Genomic DNA, 15,700 nt, shown 5'->3' with positions numbered 1-15,700 from the left:
ACGCTCGCTTATAATTTACATAAGCAGAAGGACTTTTAATTTAACTGTAACTATTTCAGTTTGGCATAATCATACAGTGAGTAAGTTTATTACATTTAGACAAACGAGCCAAAGTATGCAGAGAAGTAATGAGGGTTGTTAAAATAGAAAGTACGCGCTGAAATTAGGAAGTAGTTTATTTTAGGAAGAAGGATAAAATGAAATTAAATACTGAAAAAGAAGGTATTTCATACGCTATATTTGCCTATATTATGTGGGGAATTACACCCATTTATTGGAAAACAGTTCAACATGTATCTCCTGGCGAGATCATAACACAACGGGTTTTCTGGTCTTTTCTTTTTATGATTTTACTTATATTTATCACAAAGAAATGGAATACATATGTTACATTCGTAAAAGAAATCACTAAGAAACCAAAATTATTTTTGTCTCTTGCAATAGCTGCGATACTGATTAGTTCAAATTGGGGTATCTTTATGTGGGCAGTAATTGAGGGGAGAATAGTAGAAGCGAGTCTTGGTCAATATATTAATCCTCTCACAAGTATGTTAATTGGAGTAATTGTGTTAAAAGAAAGGTTAACTCGCGGACAAATTCTCGCATTTTTATTAGCTGGAATCGGTGTATTAATACTTACGTTACATTATGGCGTGATTCCTTGGATCTCGCTCAGTTTAGCCCTTACTTTTGGATTTTACGGTTTAGCAAAGAAAATGATTAAGGCTGATTCAACTATCGGATTGACCCTTGAAACAATGGTACTATCACCTATTGCTTTACTATATTTGATTTACTTACTGTCTCAATCTAAAATACAGTTCTTTGATTCCTTTTCAACAAGTTTATTATTAATCGGGAGCGGCATAGTGACAGCTTTACCACTTTTATTGTTTACTAAGAGTGCTAAAAAAGTTTCTTTATCAATGTTAGGAATACTTCAATATATCTCACCCACTTTATCACTGATGGTAGGTGTTTTTCTATATCATGAAGTATTGACTAATGCACATTTATTAGCTTTTGTCTTCATTTGGTTAGCTCTTGCGGTTTATACATATTCTTATAATAAGACAGCTTCAAAAAATGAAGCTTAATTAAGAGATGATCGTCTATTGACGGTCTTTTTTTAAAAAAAGACATATTTTTGTCACTTACGAAGGACAGATTATGTCTGTTAAAGTAATTCGAGTAGAAGAAAAGGAGGATTTATGTATGCAAATGACAAGAAGAGAAAGTCTATATTTTGGTATGATTATGTGTTTCGGGATGGTGCTAGTTATGACCTTTTATAATTTTTATTTGAATAGAACTATGTTTAAAATGTCTTTCATAGAAGGAATAACTGGTTTTTTTAGTGCTTTTATCATTGCCTTACTATTGGACCTGTTTATAGTAGGACCTATTGCTAAAAAAATAGCATGGAAATTAACTGTGAATGCAACTAAGAAAATTTATACGGTTCTAGCAATATCAATATGTATGGTTTTAGGGATGGCGTTTTTTATGTCCATTTACGGTTTAGTTTTAATCTATATGCATAGTGGTTTTACTTTTAACACAGTAGTTACAGACTTTTTTACGGTTTTTGGTAAGAATTTAATTATGGCATTACCTTTACAAATTATTGTCATGGGGCCACTAGTACGCTATTTATTCGTTAAGTTTATTAAAACGAATAAATTAGAGATGAGTGCGTAAATATAAGTAAGCAATAGGGCGCGATTGCTTAATAAGCAATTGCGTCTATAACACATTGTCAAAAAAGTCTTATTGAACCATTCGCTTTTTACCCACTCCACGCCTTCTGCTCCTATTTATAATGCCCCCCAATCAATTGATTCCGCCGATAAGCAGTCCCTCCTGAAGTGACAGAGACGGCACGAAGGATCGCGGTGGAACCATATTTCAGGCGCAAAGCATCCATTACATGATCGAGCCGCTGTTGTTTCCAGTTCGTTGGTTCAAACAAACTGAGCTGTACACCGTGTTCATCTTCCAAATTGGTAAGGCTGATAGAAATGTGGCGGACGGGTCGACCGTCGTGAAATGTCTCCAGCAGTTCTACACATGTGCGATAGATCCTCATCGTTTCATTGGTCGCTTCCGCCAGCGTTTTTCTACGTTGAAACCCGCCACCTAACGCATGTTTGGAGTAGCCAAAAGATAGTTGCACGGTGCGGCCTTTCTTGCCTGCTACTCGTGCACGCATGGCCGTATCCTCGCACATTTCCAGTAAGACCGCCAAAATTTCATCCATTCGTACATAATCCCGTAACAAGGTCTGCCCTTTTCCGTAACTAACCTGTCCTTCAATTAAAACAGAGCCGAGGGTAGAATAATCAATCCCATGTGCATGATAATACAGTTGATTGCCCATGACGCCGAACTTTTTCTCTAACCGTTCCAGTGGTGTCCGCGCTAGATCGCCTACTGAATAAATCCCCATATCTCCTAATGTACGCTCCAATCTTCGCCCAATCCCCCACATATTATGAAGAGGCGCAACCGGCCAGAGTTTTTCAGGCACATCTTCATACGTCCAATAGGCAACGCCTGTTTTCTTCGCTTCCAAATCAAGCGCTAATTTGGACAACAGCATATTCGGCCCGACTCCACACGCTGAATACAACTGAAACTGCCGATATAATTCATCCTGAATTCGTTTAATCGTGGCATCTACGGGTCCCCATAACTTTTCCGTTCCTGTAAAATCAACGAAACATTCATCAATACTATATACATGGATCGCCTCTTTCGGCACATACCGATTCAATAGCTTCGTCAGCTCCATCGACACATCGATAAAAAACTGCATCTTCGGCTCAATTAAACGAATGCGTGGGTCATTAGGGATTTCATATAGCCGCATACCTGTCGTAATCCCAAATTGCTTTTTGAGTGGAGGGGAAGCAGCAAGAACTACACCGCCTTTCCGCTCGATATTCCCAATAATCGCAATGGGTGTTTCCATCACATCCAGCCTCTCTATCGCCGCTGCACAGCTAGCGTAAAAACTGCGCATATCTAAACAAGCGATCTGTTTATTCGGTAAGTGCTTCATATGGCCTCTTCTCCTCTGAAGAACAAATGTTCCTATCACTATATTACCCGAAACCACGGAGTTCAATCAATGGGAGTTTGCGGATAAATGACATATAATTGGACATAATGGATTCTTCGCATAAAAAAGACAGCCACAGGTGTGTTGGCTGTCTTTACCTTTATTTAGAGTGAAACGTCCTGTGGCGGTTCCCCAGATTTATTCATCAGACGAATGGCTTCAGGTTCAACTTTTAAAATCACTAATTTCGGATCATCTGGTCCATCAAACCAATTTTTCATTTGATCATTCCAAATTTTCTTCTTAAGTTGTTCATCCGATGAAATAGATACACGACCCGCATATTCCACGTACGCATCGCCAAATCCTTCCCCATCATAGCCAATCAGAATATGTGTATAAGGATTCTTCTCTACATCATCCACTTTATCTGTATCTTTGTTTGTAGGTGTATAAAGCGTCAATCCATCATTCATGAACGTCATGTACCTGCTCTGTGGCTTATTTCCGTCAATTGTCGCCATCGTACCAATAAAACTTTCATCTAAAATCTTTTTCACTGTGTCTTTTGCAGTCATCTATGTCCGCTCCTTTCGCAATTACTCCTACTGTTCCCATCTACTGATTTTCTAAACCTGGATGGCAATGCATACAGAAGAGTCCATCGCAAAAGTTCTTACAAACGTTTTTTAGAGTTATATCCTTTTTCTCCAAAGGGTTGAAGGCGTTCTAGCCATTTATCTTCCAGCTCGAGTAGCGCTTCTTTTTCATTGAAAAAAAGCTCATCCTTCTTTTTAAGTGTCTCCAAAATCTCAATTTGGAATACCTCTTTTCCAAACGTATTCCACTCTTCTTGAAGCAATTTATTGTTATATACACCCGTTTCCAGACTGAATTTCACACCATTTAATGTTTTAAAATTTCTTGTACTGCCGATGAACGCTTTTTGGTTCGCAAGATTTTTGATTTGAAAAACTCCCGCGTCCACCTGCGTCTCTTTATACAACTGTTTCAATTCCTTTTTGCGCTCCATTTGTACTTCCCCCATTCTTTTATTATTTGAGCCAATATTGGCTTCCGTCTGGCGTACGATCCAAAAACCCATATTCAATTAGATATCTTCTGATCATGACATAGTCCTCATACACTTCTCCTAAAATGCGGTTCGTGTCTTGTTCACTATAGATAACCTGCCCATCAAATCGTTTTGCAAGCTCCCGAAGAACAATCAAGCGTTGTTTTTCTTTTGGAGGGAACTTCTTCAGTCGTCCGCTACTCCCTTCAAAGAAAAATTTCTGTATCACTTCTTGCTGTTCTTCCTCCGTAAAGGCATAGCGATCATCCAGTAGCTTTGCCGACATATGGGGAGGAACAAACGCTGGTGCGTAGTCATCCTTTTCTTTCAACAGCTCCATCATGGCAAGAAACGTTTTGGCCTGTCGCTCCTTCTCCTTCAATACAAATCGATGATGCCGGACAGTAGATACGCTACCAATTTCTAGATCACGCTGAACTTCCTTATCGCTTTTTCCTTGATAAAAAAGGGCAAGCAAATGACTTTGATGTTCCGTAAGACCTGTTAATTTTTTGTCTAAACCGATTAAATAATCAAAAACCGATTGATGAGTACGTTCAATATGGATCCGCATGTATCTTTCCGCTTCATAGAGCGTGTTTTCGTACGGATAAATAATTCCTTTGTCAATTTTCGTACCGCATAACAAGCAAATATAAGAATCTTTCTCCATAATGTAGCCTTGCTTCAATTCGGATAAAGTAGCATCCCAAAAAAGTTCAGATACGTCCATCTTCACACACATCCAATTAACGTTTTATTTTACACAAACAAAAAATATATTCGTTTGTTTAGTAACACGTATATTACATGCTATATTGTAAAACGTCAATAAAAAAAACAAACACTGAATCATTTTGTTTTAATAAAAACAAACAAACTCAATAAATGTTATCCTTATCAAACCATACGATCTCGCCAAATTACAACGGACATGGTACACTTTTAAAAACACGCGAGGAGGTAATTAGTATGTGCTTACTAGCGTTTCAATTACAAAGCCATCCGAAATACAAACTCATTCTCATGGCTAATCGTGATGAAGCCTATCATCGTCCCACAGCTCCTGCTGAGTTTTGGTCAGATCATCCCAATATCTTAGCTGGACGAGACTTAGAGCAAATGGGTACATGGCTCGGCATCAATAAACAAGGGAGAATTGCCGCGCTAACCAACTTTCGAGATCCTTCTCTCCCTATAACAGGCAAACAATCACGAGGTCACATTGTCTCCTCTTATTTACAATCAAATGTAGCACCGCGCGTTTTCCTAGAACAGCTACATGAGAACAGGAACAACTACACGGGATTCAATGTTCTGGCTGGATCAAGCGAGGAACTGTTTTATTACTCTAATGTTGAACAGACGATCGTCCATCTTTCGAAAGGGACATATGGTCTCAGCAACGCACTGCTTGATACACCTTGGCCCAAAGTAGAAGCAACGAAGAATTTTTTACGTGACTATTCAAATAGCACCGAAGAAATTGATGTTGATACGTTGTTTGAAACGATGCAGCGTGCAGAAGGATTTCCGGCTGAAACATTACCCGATACGGGGGTAGGCAGGGAAATGGAGAGTTTTTTATCCTCTATATTCATTGCGTCGGAAAAATATGGAACGCGTTGCACGACCGTGATTTTAATAGACAACGATGATCAAGTGTATTTTGAAGAACGTACATTCACTAATGGCAAGTTTGCTACATCACAACGATTTTCATTTGAAATTGAAAAACCGGCATACTCGTAAAGAGCTGCCGGTTTTTTGGAACGTAGAAATGTAGATCTTCTAGCTTTCTAGCCACTTTGATACTTTCTGATCCATCTCTTTTTGTAAATCCTCTATATTCCCCGTATCCTGGCCTACTAACTTCAAATATCGTTCAGGAAACATCTTTTTGAGAGAGGAGGAATACAATTCTCCATCTTGAGTTTCCGTATATTCCTTCACCACATAGTGATCGACTTCTTTCTTAAGCCGAATGACAGCAGGCAATGAATGACCTGCTTGGTTTTCTAAACCAGTAGATTTATTGAACCCGCCATAATAAGACCACATGTATACACTGAGAATTCCGTTTGACTCGCTTGTGCCATAAATTTTATGCACTTCAAACTGTTTTTCCGTACCATGATTTATAGATGAGTACTTTTCGATAATGTAATCAGAAATCGCCTCATCTACCTCTAGAGGAATATGATGATCTCCATCTACAGGTTCCATTTCATTTTCACTGCAACCTGTGACTAAGGCTGTGACTACAAATAGAAACAAGATATGTAGTCTAAATAGTTTTAGCAAAAATCCCTCTCTCCTCTATTTCAATAAAGTATTTTAAGTATTTACATATAGCAATTTTAATTAGTATATCAAAATAATCAATTCATTATATCCATATATTTTTTAAATTCCACTAACGCTTTCTCTTTATTCCCCGTGCTAAATAGTCTTCTTTCATCGTCCCCGAGAATCCGATAATGCCCGCCTGTCGTGTGCTGTTGTAACCTATATTGTTGCCACTGACCAATCTCTGTCCACCAATTAACAGTCCCACCTGCAGCAAGTTCTCGCTTATGGATCTCTGGATGCACGGCAATCTCCGCTAATTCGACAGGATCATCTCCCATGACAGCTCGCAATAACGCACTTTCCCGAAACAGAGCGCAAACCGCCACCGCTACCGTCCAACTCAATTCCTGGCGACCTTTCTCCAATTGAACAAGCGTCTTCTTTGAGATCCCTAAAATATCCGCCATCTGATCTTGCGTATAATCCATCTCCGTACGAATCAATTTTAATCGAGGTAGTACTAAATCAATCACCGTTAACTTATCCATCTAAACACCCCTTTTACACTAAAAGTGTATTAATACACTTTTAAAGTATTTAGTTACTTTTAGAGAATTTAGTAATAAATATTGTCATTTTGCTATGTGGATTACTACTAGTCTATCATAAGCATGCAGTTTTTATCGAAAAAACTCTTAAGCTGACAGAGGATTCTGCACATACAGTAGTTTATAGCTTACCTTCAAAAGGGAATCGTTTGTTCCGGCTCAAGGGATGTGTTAAGTTCGATTCAGAAAGTCTTTAACGCGGAATGTTGGTACAATGGAGCTTTTCATTCTATGTTCACGCAGGTCGACTAGCGCCACAATCGCCAGTTTGATGGGCCTACTCGTTATAAAATAAAAAAGGCTATCGCCGAAAGTCAATGTAACTGACTTTCGAGGGTAGCCTTTGCTGTCCTACTAATTTAATTAAATTGCAGTCGATTTCCATGCTGTAATGTCTTCTTCCAAAGGTACTTGTGCAGCACGGGCTTTTACTGCGGAATAGAAGAATAAAGCTACTAGGAAAATTGAGATGACAGATGCACCGATGTACGAAACATTCATTGGCAAACCAAATCCGATTGCCGCATTCAATATATATGTGGTCGTGGCCATCAACATAAACGTTCCAGGTATGAGAGCAACCCAGTAATTCTTACCGGCAATGAAGAGATACATCGCACCGACAAACAATGCAATCACAGCTGTTGATTGGTTAGCCCAAGAGAAATAGCGCCATAGAATATCGAAGTCTACTTGAGTCAATGCAATTGAGATCGCGAACATTGGAACCGCAATCCATAACCGACTCACCATCTTCACTTGAGGATACTTAATATAATCTGCAATAATCATACGTGCGCTTCGAAATGCCGTATCCCCTGACGTGATTGGAAGGATAATAACTCCAAGGATGGCTAACGTCCCACCAACCGCACCTAACATCATAGTAGATGCTTCACTAACGATCACTGCAGGTCCACCACCAGCAACCAGTAATTCATTCAAACCAACTGGGCCGTTGAATAATGCCATTCCAGCGGCGGCCCAGATCATCGCAATAATAGCTTCTGCAATCATCATGCCATAAAAAATTTTACGTCCTTGGCTTTCCTTCTGCGTAGTACGCGAAATGATCGGTGACTGTGTAGCATGGAAGCCAGATAATGCGCCACATGAAATCGTTAAAAATAGTAAGGGGAAGATCGGTAAATTATCAGGATGCAAGTTGGCGAATGTTAATTCAGGAATTGGGGCGCCTTTTACGAGCATCATACCCCCTACTCCAAGTGCGCTAATAATGAGCAATGCACCGAAGATGGGATAGAAACGTCCGATAATCTTATCAATTGGTAACAGAGTGGCCAAAATATAATAGATAAAAATTAGGGTAACAATAACACCCATGGCCATCCAACCATTCATTAAATTATAGAGTAGTCCGGCTGGCGCGGATACAAAGACCGTACCGACTAATACTAATAAAAGAAGTGCAAATACATTGACGATGTGTTTCATTACCTTCCCTAAAAACTTTCCTGCCAGTTCCGGCAAATGAGCACCACGATTTCGGATTGAAATCATACCTGTCAAATAGTCATGAACTGCGCCTGCAAAGATTGCGCCAACTACAATCCAAATGAACGCGATCGGACCATATAGCGCTCCCATAATCGGTCCAAAAATCGGACCAACTCCTGCAATGTTCAACAACTGGATCAAGGAGTTTTTCTTCGTACTCATCGGTACATAATCTACTCCATCTCCACTCGTATATGCAGGTGTTGCTCGCTCCTCTTTGACACCGAACATTTTCTCGATGTACTTTCCATACGTGAAGTACCCAACAACTAATAATACAATTGCAAATAAAAATGTAATCATAGCAAATTCCCCTCCTTATGATGATAACGCTTACATTAAGTATAATGGAGTTGAACTTGTACAATTACATCTTTTCATAACATGTCAGAATAATAGAGTAAGATGCACGGATAGTGAATTAACATGCAATGAGATCCCTTACCCTTCCAAACGATGCCTCAATTCTTTAACGTAATTTCTGCTAACAGGAAGCTTTTCAGGCATATGCTCTAGCTCAAGATGATAGGCTCCATTAAACCATGGGGTTAAGCGGATGACATACACCAAGTTCACTAAAATACTTTTATGGATACGGAAGAATGAAAAAGGAGTTAACTTACTTTCAAGTTCTTTCAACGTCATCCTCGTTTCATAGTCTCGTGAATTCGTAACAATTTTCGTCCATTTGTCTTCACGATGAACATACAGAATATCCTGAATCGGAATATAATGGATTTCTCCTTCCGTCTCCACCGGCAACCGATCAATTCGTTTAGTTGTATCCGCAAGTTTTGCAGGATACAGCAAATTCCCTAACCGTTTGACCGTCTGACGCAGTTGTCCTTCATCATATGGTTTCAATAAGTAGTCAAATGCATGAATTCGGAAGGCTTCTGCCGCGAATTGTGGGTACGCTGTTGCAAAAATGATAGAGGGGACTTTTTTGAGTGCGCTGAATGACTTTGCAACTTCCATCCCATCCACTTTTGGCATTTCAATGTCGAGAAACACAACGTCCGGCTGTAGTTGCATCGCTTTCACAATGGCAGTTTCGCCCGAATCCGCTTCACCGACAATTTTGATATTGTCAAACTGCTCAAGTAAATAAATGAGTTCCTCTCGGGCATACCGCTCATCATCCACGATTAACGCACGAATCCACTCACTCATTGGCCCACCTCCATCTTTGGAATTTGAAATGAAATCTTCGTTCCTTTTTTCGGTACACTACCAATTTTAAGCCCCGACGTTTTTCCAAACGACATAATCAAGCGTCGGTTCACATTAAAAAGACCTAAACCTGTACCTTTTTCAGAGATCACCTTCTCATTACCCAGCAGTTTCAATCGTTCACTTTCGATACCTTTTCCGTTATCCTCCACCGTTATATGAATCGCAGTGTCTATTTCTTTCATGAAAATATGAACGATTGAGTTATGATCCATATCTTTAATGCCATGCGTAATCGCATTTTCCACAAGTGGTTGCAATGTCAATGGCGGGATCTTCTCTTGCATAATACACGGATCGGTATCAATACAAATCCTCAATTTATCAACAAAACGTGCTTCTTCTATTTTCAAGTACGCCTCCACATGTGCCAGCTCTTGCTGCAAGGTCACCATCTTTACGGTCGTCCCTTCTAAGTTCTGACGCAAAAAATAGGAAAGTGAGGACAACAGCTTTCTCGCTTCATCAGGATTTGTTCGGATTAACGAAATAATAATGTTCATAGAATTAAAAAGGAAATGTGGACTGATTTGTGCCTGCAATGCTTGAATTTCCGCATCCTTCGCTAATTGATACGCACGATCTGCCTCTGCAATTTCCAATTGATTACTCAATAACTCCGCCAATCCCGCAATTAACTCAATCGTCACATCCGTAATCGCTTTGCGTGATGGATAATACAATTTCAGCGTACCGATCGTATCATTGCGTGTTTTTAAAGGAGCAACGACAACGGCTGCGAAAACGGTGCTTGATGGGTTATCTGCTAGTTCGATATGATCTGCAACGACGAGCTGACCATTACGTATCACGTCTCTTGTAATCTCTGTTTGTATTGGCCCATGCGTTACATCACCTGCCTGACCAACAAATGCTAAGATCTCTGTTTTGTCCGTCATGGCAACTGCGCCGGGCCGTAATTCATCAAGTAAAATTTTACACACTGCAGCCGTTGTTTCTTTACTCATACCAGTCCGTAAGTAGCCCAATGTTTGGTCTGCGATCCGTAACGTTTTCTGCGCTTGAAGAGCGGTAGCCTTTTCTTGATCACTGATCACATTATAGGCAATTAACATAAATAAAGCGGTCCCCATTCCATTCGCTAAAATCATCGGCAAACCAATTGTTTGGACTAGTGAAAGCGCTCTCTCAAAAGGGTCGGCTAGCATCAGGATGAGTAACATCTGTACCGTCTCAGCAAATGCTCCGATGGCAAATGCGGCGAGAGGGCTTGTATGCTTCCCTTTTTTATAGAAATAACCAGCTAAAATACCAGAAATGATCGTAGAAATCCCACAAGAAATAGCCGTGAATCCACCTAATGATATCCGATGAATTCCGGCAATTAAACCGGCACCTATCCCGAGTCTATAGCCTCCCAATAAACCAGCGACCACTACACCGATGACACGGGAGTTCGCAATGGCTTCATTCGAAGTCAATTCTAGCGATACATTATTGAAATGAAGAGTTTGCATATCTAACGCTACGCCAAAATACGTACCAAAGATTCCAAAGAAGCCGAAAAAGAGGATGGCCGTCATCTCTTGCTTGCGATCCAATCCATCTTGATGGACCATATTTTGAAAAAAGCGGAAACGAGTCAACAAGAATGCAACCGCCACAATCATTCCGACTCGTTCGAACATAATAATGAGCAAATCAATCATAGTGATTCCCCCGTTTCACTAATCAGCAACTATGTCACATCACTCACTTAGTACGGATCGCTTGGTTGACGACAGCTACTACTTCCGTACGAGACATCTTCTCTCGACCTTCCTTTAGCGCGTCCAATGTACCATGTGCCAAAGCAAGCGGGATTTTGCAGAAGTTCAAGATCGTCGTCGTTTCAATATCTTTGATATATGCATCCGCTAATGCCAAATTCTCTTCGGCATAGCTAAACATTTGATCCAGCTTCCAATCCTCCGGGAAAAAGTCCACATCGCGTTCCGCATCTTCCTTATAATTACGAAGAATATTGACGGACTGCAAACCACGACCAAATCCAATGGCCAATTCTCTGTCCGTTTCCGTTCCATCATACCAACGCCAAATATCTGTCAGCATCACACCAACCAAACCGGCAACATAGTATGTATAATCGTCCAAATCCTCACGAGTTTTAACAACCCAATCCTTTTCCGCCCATTTTGCCATTCCTCGTCCCATAATTATCGTTGATTCCAAAACTTTATCCGTGATCGTATCAGGACAAAACTCCACCCAATCTGCAAGGCGCAGCGTAACTTCAGGCAATAATGATTGATATGGTGTAAACAATTCATCAAGTGCTTGATCGATAGGCGCTCCTGTTGTGATTTTATTTTCCAAAATGGAACTGACCTCATTCAGAAGATTGCTTTTTTCCACTACTTCAATATCTTCATGATCTTCAATTTCATCAATTGCGCGCATACATAAATAGGCTGATGCCACTGCTTCTTTCAAGTTAGGCGCCAGAAGTTTGATCGGAATAAAAAATGTACGGCTCGTTTCTTTTAGAACTTTCATTGCGTCTTTTTGTAGTTTCATATGGGTTTTCACTTCTCGATCCCTCCATCAATATTTCGTGCAGGTTATGTATAAACTCGTTTTATCCTGTGATTTTATACAATATACTATTTCTTTATTATATCACCCATTCTAACATGAAGACGTTTATTGTGTATTGTCAAAAACCAAAGAAATCAAACGAGATGTCAAAATGGATAAGCTATATGTAATATGCTTTAACTTATTTCTGTTTTTTAGGGTTGCTCTTTATAAGATCAAGGTATGAGAAATACTACGGATATATAGAATGTAAGTTCGGTGCCAATATGAGATATGAAAAAAATTAAGATAACGAATATTTCAGTTGGAATATGGAATGAAAGTAAAAGATGATTAACCATAAATAACTTGAATTAAACAATACCCTGACAGGTGGTAATAGATAAATCACTTCTTTAACACATGTGCATTTATTCCTCATATTTTTGAATAGCCTTTACGTCCAAGACCCTATTCACAACTCGCTTTCCCATTTAAAAATTTTCCTCTTTAAGGACATATTAACTATTTAAAATGTAAACATTCGCAAAAATAATCAAAAATCTCCCCTTTTCTTTTGCTATTCTATTGTTGAAGGGAGGGAACATTCATTGCATTATGAAGGCATTATTAAAAAAACTATCAGCTATATTGAAGAACAGTTACATGAATCGTTAGTGATTGATGATATAGCCGCGTATGCAGGATTCTCCAAATTTCATTTCCATCGAATTTTTCGTTCAGTGATTGGGATGTCTATAACCGAGTATATCCGGAGAAGACGTTTGGCAAATGCTTCGGCAGCTTTACTCTACACCAACGAACGAATTTTGGATATTGCATTATATTATCAGTTTGAGTCTCAGGAAGCTTTTACAAGAACCTTCAAAAAGTATTATCATTTGCCACCCGGACAATACCGAAAACTGATGTCAAGTATGCTAAAAAATAAGGAGGAATCTTATATGGATAAGCAAGTAAAAGGCTGGTTTTTAAGCGGAACAGATCAATTTAATTATGAAATGGGTATTGATCATGAAATGGTTCATCAAGGAAAAGCATCAGGCTATTTAAAATCGAAAACAGTACTTGATGATTCAAGCTTCTCTACCATGATGCAGCAATTTAAAGCGGATAGGTTTAGAGGAAAGAGAATTAGGCTTTCTTGTTTTTTAAAGACCAAAGATGTTAAATCGTTTAGTAGCATGTGGATGAGAGTTGATAATGCTTATGGCGATGTATTACAGTTTGATAATATGAGTAATCGTTCAATAAAAGGGAATACAAACTGGAATCGTTACTCCATCGTTTTGGATGTTCCCTCAGATAGTTCGATTATAGCTTTCGGAATTATTTTGTCAGGACAAGGTCATGTGTGGGTGGATCAGTTTACCTTTGAAGAGGTGGATGAAAATGTAGAAACAACTAATTTAGAGAAGCAATCAGAGTTATTGGATGAACCATTAAATTTATCCTTTGAAGAAGAAATCTAATTGTTGAGTAAAGCAATTAATAATTAAGCTGACATTATAAAGTTCTCAAATTCCTCGTATCCCTGCAAATTATTTTCAGCCTACAAGATTATAAATATCTTATACTTTAAACAGATCAACAGTAACCACAAAACCATAAAAAAGCTGATTGCCGTATTGACAGTCAGCTCTTCACTATACACTCACTCTGCAGAAGGTTTATCCATCGAAAAAGTGGATAACACAGGTTTGGATTCAAGTTCTGTTACATCAAGATCCACCGCATGCTCCTTAATTCGGAAGGATAATACAAACGCAACACCGAGCAGTATGCTACACATAAGTAACGCCAACGGAATTTGCTCGAAGTGATCGATGATCCAGCCACCAATTCCAGGTCCGAGCAATTGCCCTGCTGCAAAGAAGAATGTCACATATCCAAGCGCAACAGGTGCATATGTCGGATGTACTTGCTCAGTAGACAATGCCTGACATAATGATAGCATGCCAACAATCGTCATACCCCATAAAAATTGACTCGCAACCAATCCTAGATAAACAGGAAATAACACCGGCAATACTAACGATACCGAACCAATGCCTAATGTGGATAGTAGAGCGGTTTTTCGGCCAATTCGGTCAGAGACAGTTCCCCATAAAGGACCGCTGACAATAGACATAACACCGCAAATAGCCATGATTTGCCCTGCTTGATATTTCGTTAATCCCACTTCAAGAATATAACTGAACAGAAAACTCTGCGGAACTAAATACGCAAAACCTACAAGCCCATAAATAAAAGCTACACGAAGTACGCGTTTGTTTAAATATACACGTGTCCAGAAAGTTCGCTTTTGCTGTTCTTTCTTTACTAGAGGAATAGGTGGGTCACGTAAAATAGAGACCGCGATCATAATGGAAACGACTGATAAAACTCCGTAGAAAAACCAAAGATATCTCCAACCAAACTCGCCAAACCACGTAGTGAAAAATGGAATTAGGGAACTAGAAATCAGTGTGCCGAGCCCCATCCCACTGACCAAAAAACCGATCAGCATACCGCGTTTCCTTGGGAACCATCCGACCAATATGGTGATAAGTGGTGTATACGTGAAAGCGGTTCCAATTCCAAGCAGAAGCATAGCCGCAATAGTCAATCCGTAACTAGTGACAAGAGACAGCATGAATAAACCAAACGAAACAAGAGCGGTTCCGAAAATAACTAGCTTCTTTGCGCCATACCTTGACACAAGTAATCCAACAAAAATGACCATCAGCAAATAACCGATGGAGATTGTCGTCGCGAGCATCCCTGCTTGTTTGTAGGACATTTGTAGATTCTCTTTCATAAAAGGCATAATAATTCCATAAGACATACGTCCGAAACCGAGTGAACTGACAGTGACTGCGACGCTTGCCAATGCATACTTCCAAATACTTTGTTCATACTCTTTTGCCAACATACAAACCCCATCCTTTCTCATAATAACTTCTAGCTTCTTTATGAAAGTCAATCATGACTAATTCCACTCAGAAGGCTACTATTCAGGATGTGTGTACATGGTTGTGAGAGGAGCAGAATTTCCGAGTCTCATCAATATATGTCTATCTTGTGAACTTCTTCACTAATAGTATACCATTTCACACAGAATATTCAAACTTCTTTTACGCCGAAGTTAGTTTACATAATATTATTATTCAGCAAAAAACGCTTACTTATTATTCATAAGTAAGCACAGACTGTAGACAAACTCCGGAAATTTGAAGTTTTCCTACAGTCTATTTTCTTTTACAATAGAGTAAACGCCAGGAAAAGTTGATTTCGCTGCGGATGGACGCTTTCCGCGGGCACGGCCTCAGCCGCTTCCCTCGCTGCGCTCAGTCCAGGGTCTTCGGCTCG

15 protein-coding genes are annotated in these 15,700 nt (G+C 39.5%); 4 read left to right on the top strand and 11 right to left on the bottom strand.

Going from position 1 to position 15,700, the window contains the following annotated elements; translation table 11 throughout:
• The first annotated feature begins 197 nt into the window (after window positions 1–197).
• Window positions 198–1,097 carry an EamA family transporter RarD gene (rarD, locus tag GD002_RS17190; protein ID WP_153733597.1) on the top strand — a complete coding sequence of 300 codons (900 nt, stop codon included), beginning with the start codon at window positions 198–200 and terminating at the stop codon, window positions 1,095–1,097.
• 118 nt (window positions 1,098–1,215) lie between these two features.
• Window positions 1,216–1,701, top strand: coding sequence for a DUF2798 domain-containing protein (locus GD002_RS17185; protein ID WP_153733596.1), 486 nt, complete (start codon window positions 1,216–1,218; stop codon window positions 1,699–1,701).
• Between the two features lie 112 nt (window positions 1,702–1,813).
• On the opposite strand, the gene GD002_RS17180 is transcribed toward GD002_RS17185, so the two are convergent.
• The 4 genes from GD002_RS17180 to GD002_RS17165 all read right to left on the bottom strand — a co-directional run bounded on the left by GD002_RS17180 (window position 1,814) and on the right by GD002_RS17165 (window position 4,872).
• Window positions 1,814–3,064, bottom strand: coding sequence for a Y-family DNA polymerase (locus GD002_RS17180; RefSeq protein WP_153733595.1), 1,251 nt, complete (start codon window positions 3,062–3,064; stop codon window positions 1,814–1,816).
• Window positions 3,065–3,228: 164 nt separating this feature from the next.
• Window positions 3,229–3,642 carry a pyridoxamine 5'-phosphate oxidase family protein gene (locus GD002_RS17175; RefSeq protein ID WP_153733594.1) on the bottom strand — a complete coding sequence of 138 codons (414 nt, stop codon included), beginning with the start codon at window positions 3,640–3,642 and terminating at the stop codon, window positions 3,229–3,231.
• Between the two features lie 98 nt (window positions 3,643–3,740).
• Window positions 3,741–4,097 (bottom strand): GIY-YIG nuclease family protein, encoded by a 357-nt coding sequence (locus GD002_RS17170; protein WP_153733593.1) that lies wholly within the window; start codon window positions 4,095–4,097, stop codon window positions 3,741–3,743.
• A gap of 22 nt (window positions 4,098–4,119) precedes the next feature.
• Entirely contained in the window at window positions 4,120–4,872 is a 753-nt protein-coding gene (locus tag GD002_RS17165) for a DUF2087 domain-containing protein (RefSeq protein WP_153733592.1), read from the bottom strand.
• A 239-nt stretch (window positions 4,873–5,111) separates the two neighbouring features.
• Between GD002_RS17165 and GD002_RS17160 the strand changes: the two genes are divergently transcribed.
• Window positions 5,112–5,891 carry an NRDE family protein gene (locus GD002_RS17160; protein ID WP_153733591.1) on the top strand — a complete coding sequence of 260 codons (780 nt, stop codon included), beginning with the start codon at window positions 5,112–5,114 and terminating at the stop codon, window positions 5,889–5,891.
• A gap of 39 nt (window positions 5,892–5,930) precedes the next feature.
• Here the strand turns inward: GD002_RS17160 and GD002_RS17155 are convergent, their stop codons facing one another.
• The 6 genes from GD002_RS17155 to GD002_RS17130 form a co-directional block, all read right to left on the bottom strand.
• Window positions 5,931–6,443, bottom strand: a complete 513-nt coding sequence (locus GD002_RS17155; RefSeq protein WP_153733590.1) for a hypothetical protein — start codon at window positions 6,441–6,443, stop codon at window positions 5,931–5,933.
• A gap of 77 nt (window positions 6,444–6,520) precedes the next feature.
• Window positions 6,521–6,979 (bottom strand): helix-turn-helix transcriptional regulator, encoded by a 459-nt coding sequence (locus GD002_RS17150; protein ID WP_153733589.1) that lies wholly within the window; start codon window positions 6,977–6,979, stop codon window positions 6,521–6,523.
• A gap of 423 nt (window positions 6,980–7,402) precedes the next feature.
• A complete protein-coding gene (locus GD002_RS17145; protein ID WP_153733588.1) occupies window positions 7,403–8,860 on the bottom strand; it encodes a carbon starvation CstA family protein in 1,458 nt (485 codons plus the stop codon).
• 138 nt (window positions 8,861–8,998) lie between these two features.
• On the bottom strand, window positions 8,999–9,730 hold the full coding sequence (locus tag GD002_RS17140) for a LytR/AlgR family response regulator transcription factor (protein ID WP_153733587.1): 732 nt from the start codon (window positions 9,728–9,730) through the stop codon (window positions 8,999–9,001).
• Complete coding sequence (locus GD002_RS17135) at window positions 9,727–11,460, bottom strand: sensor histidine kinase (protein ID WP_153733586.1); 1,734 nt, start codon at window positions 11,458–11,460, stop codon at window positions 9,727–9,729. The genes GD002_RS17140 and GD002_RS17135 overlap by 4 nt, the downstream gene beginning before the upstream one ends.
• A gap of 43 nt (window positions 11,461–11,503) precedes the next feature.
• Window positions 11,504–12,328, bottom strand: a complete 825-nt coding sequence (locus GD002_RS17130; protein ID WP_153733585.1) for a squalene/phytoene synthase family protein — start codon at window positions 12,326–12,328, stop codon at window positions 11,504–11,506.
• 611 nt (window positions 12,329–12,939) lie between these two features.
• Between GD002_RS17130 and GD002_RS17125 the strand changes: the two genes are divergently transcribed.
• A complete protein-coding gene (locus tag GD002_RS17125) occupies window positions 12,940–13,821 on the top strand; it encodes a helix-turn-helix domain-containing protein (RefSeq protein ID WP_153733584.1) in 882 nt (293 codons plus the stop codon).
• Window positions 13,822–14,003: 182 nt separating this feature from the next.
• Here GD002_RS17125 and GD002_RS17120 read toward each other — a convergent pair whose 3' ends face one another.
• Window positions 14,004–15,263, bottom strand: a complete 1,260-nt coding sequence (locus GD002_RS17120; protein ID WP_194841671.1) for a YbfB/YjiJ family MFS transporter — start codon at window positions 15,261–15,263, stop codon at window positions 14,004–14,006.
• Window positions 15,264–15,700 lie beyond the last annotated feature (437 nt).

It is taken from the genome of Sporosarcina obsidiansis (assembly GCF_009651005.1).
In the GTDB taxonomy this organism is placed as follows: Bacteria; Bacillota; Bacilli; order Bacillales_A; family Planococcaceae; genus Sporosarcina; species Sporosarcina obsidiansis.
Note: the sequence above shows the minus strand (reverse complement) of the source record. Positions and strands in the feature narration are given on the sequence as shown.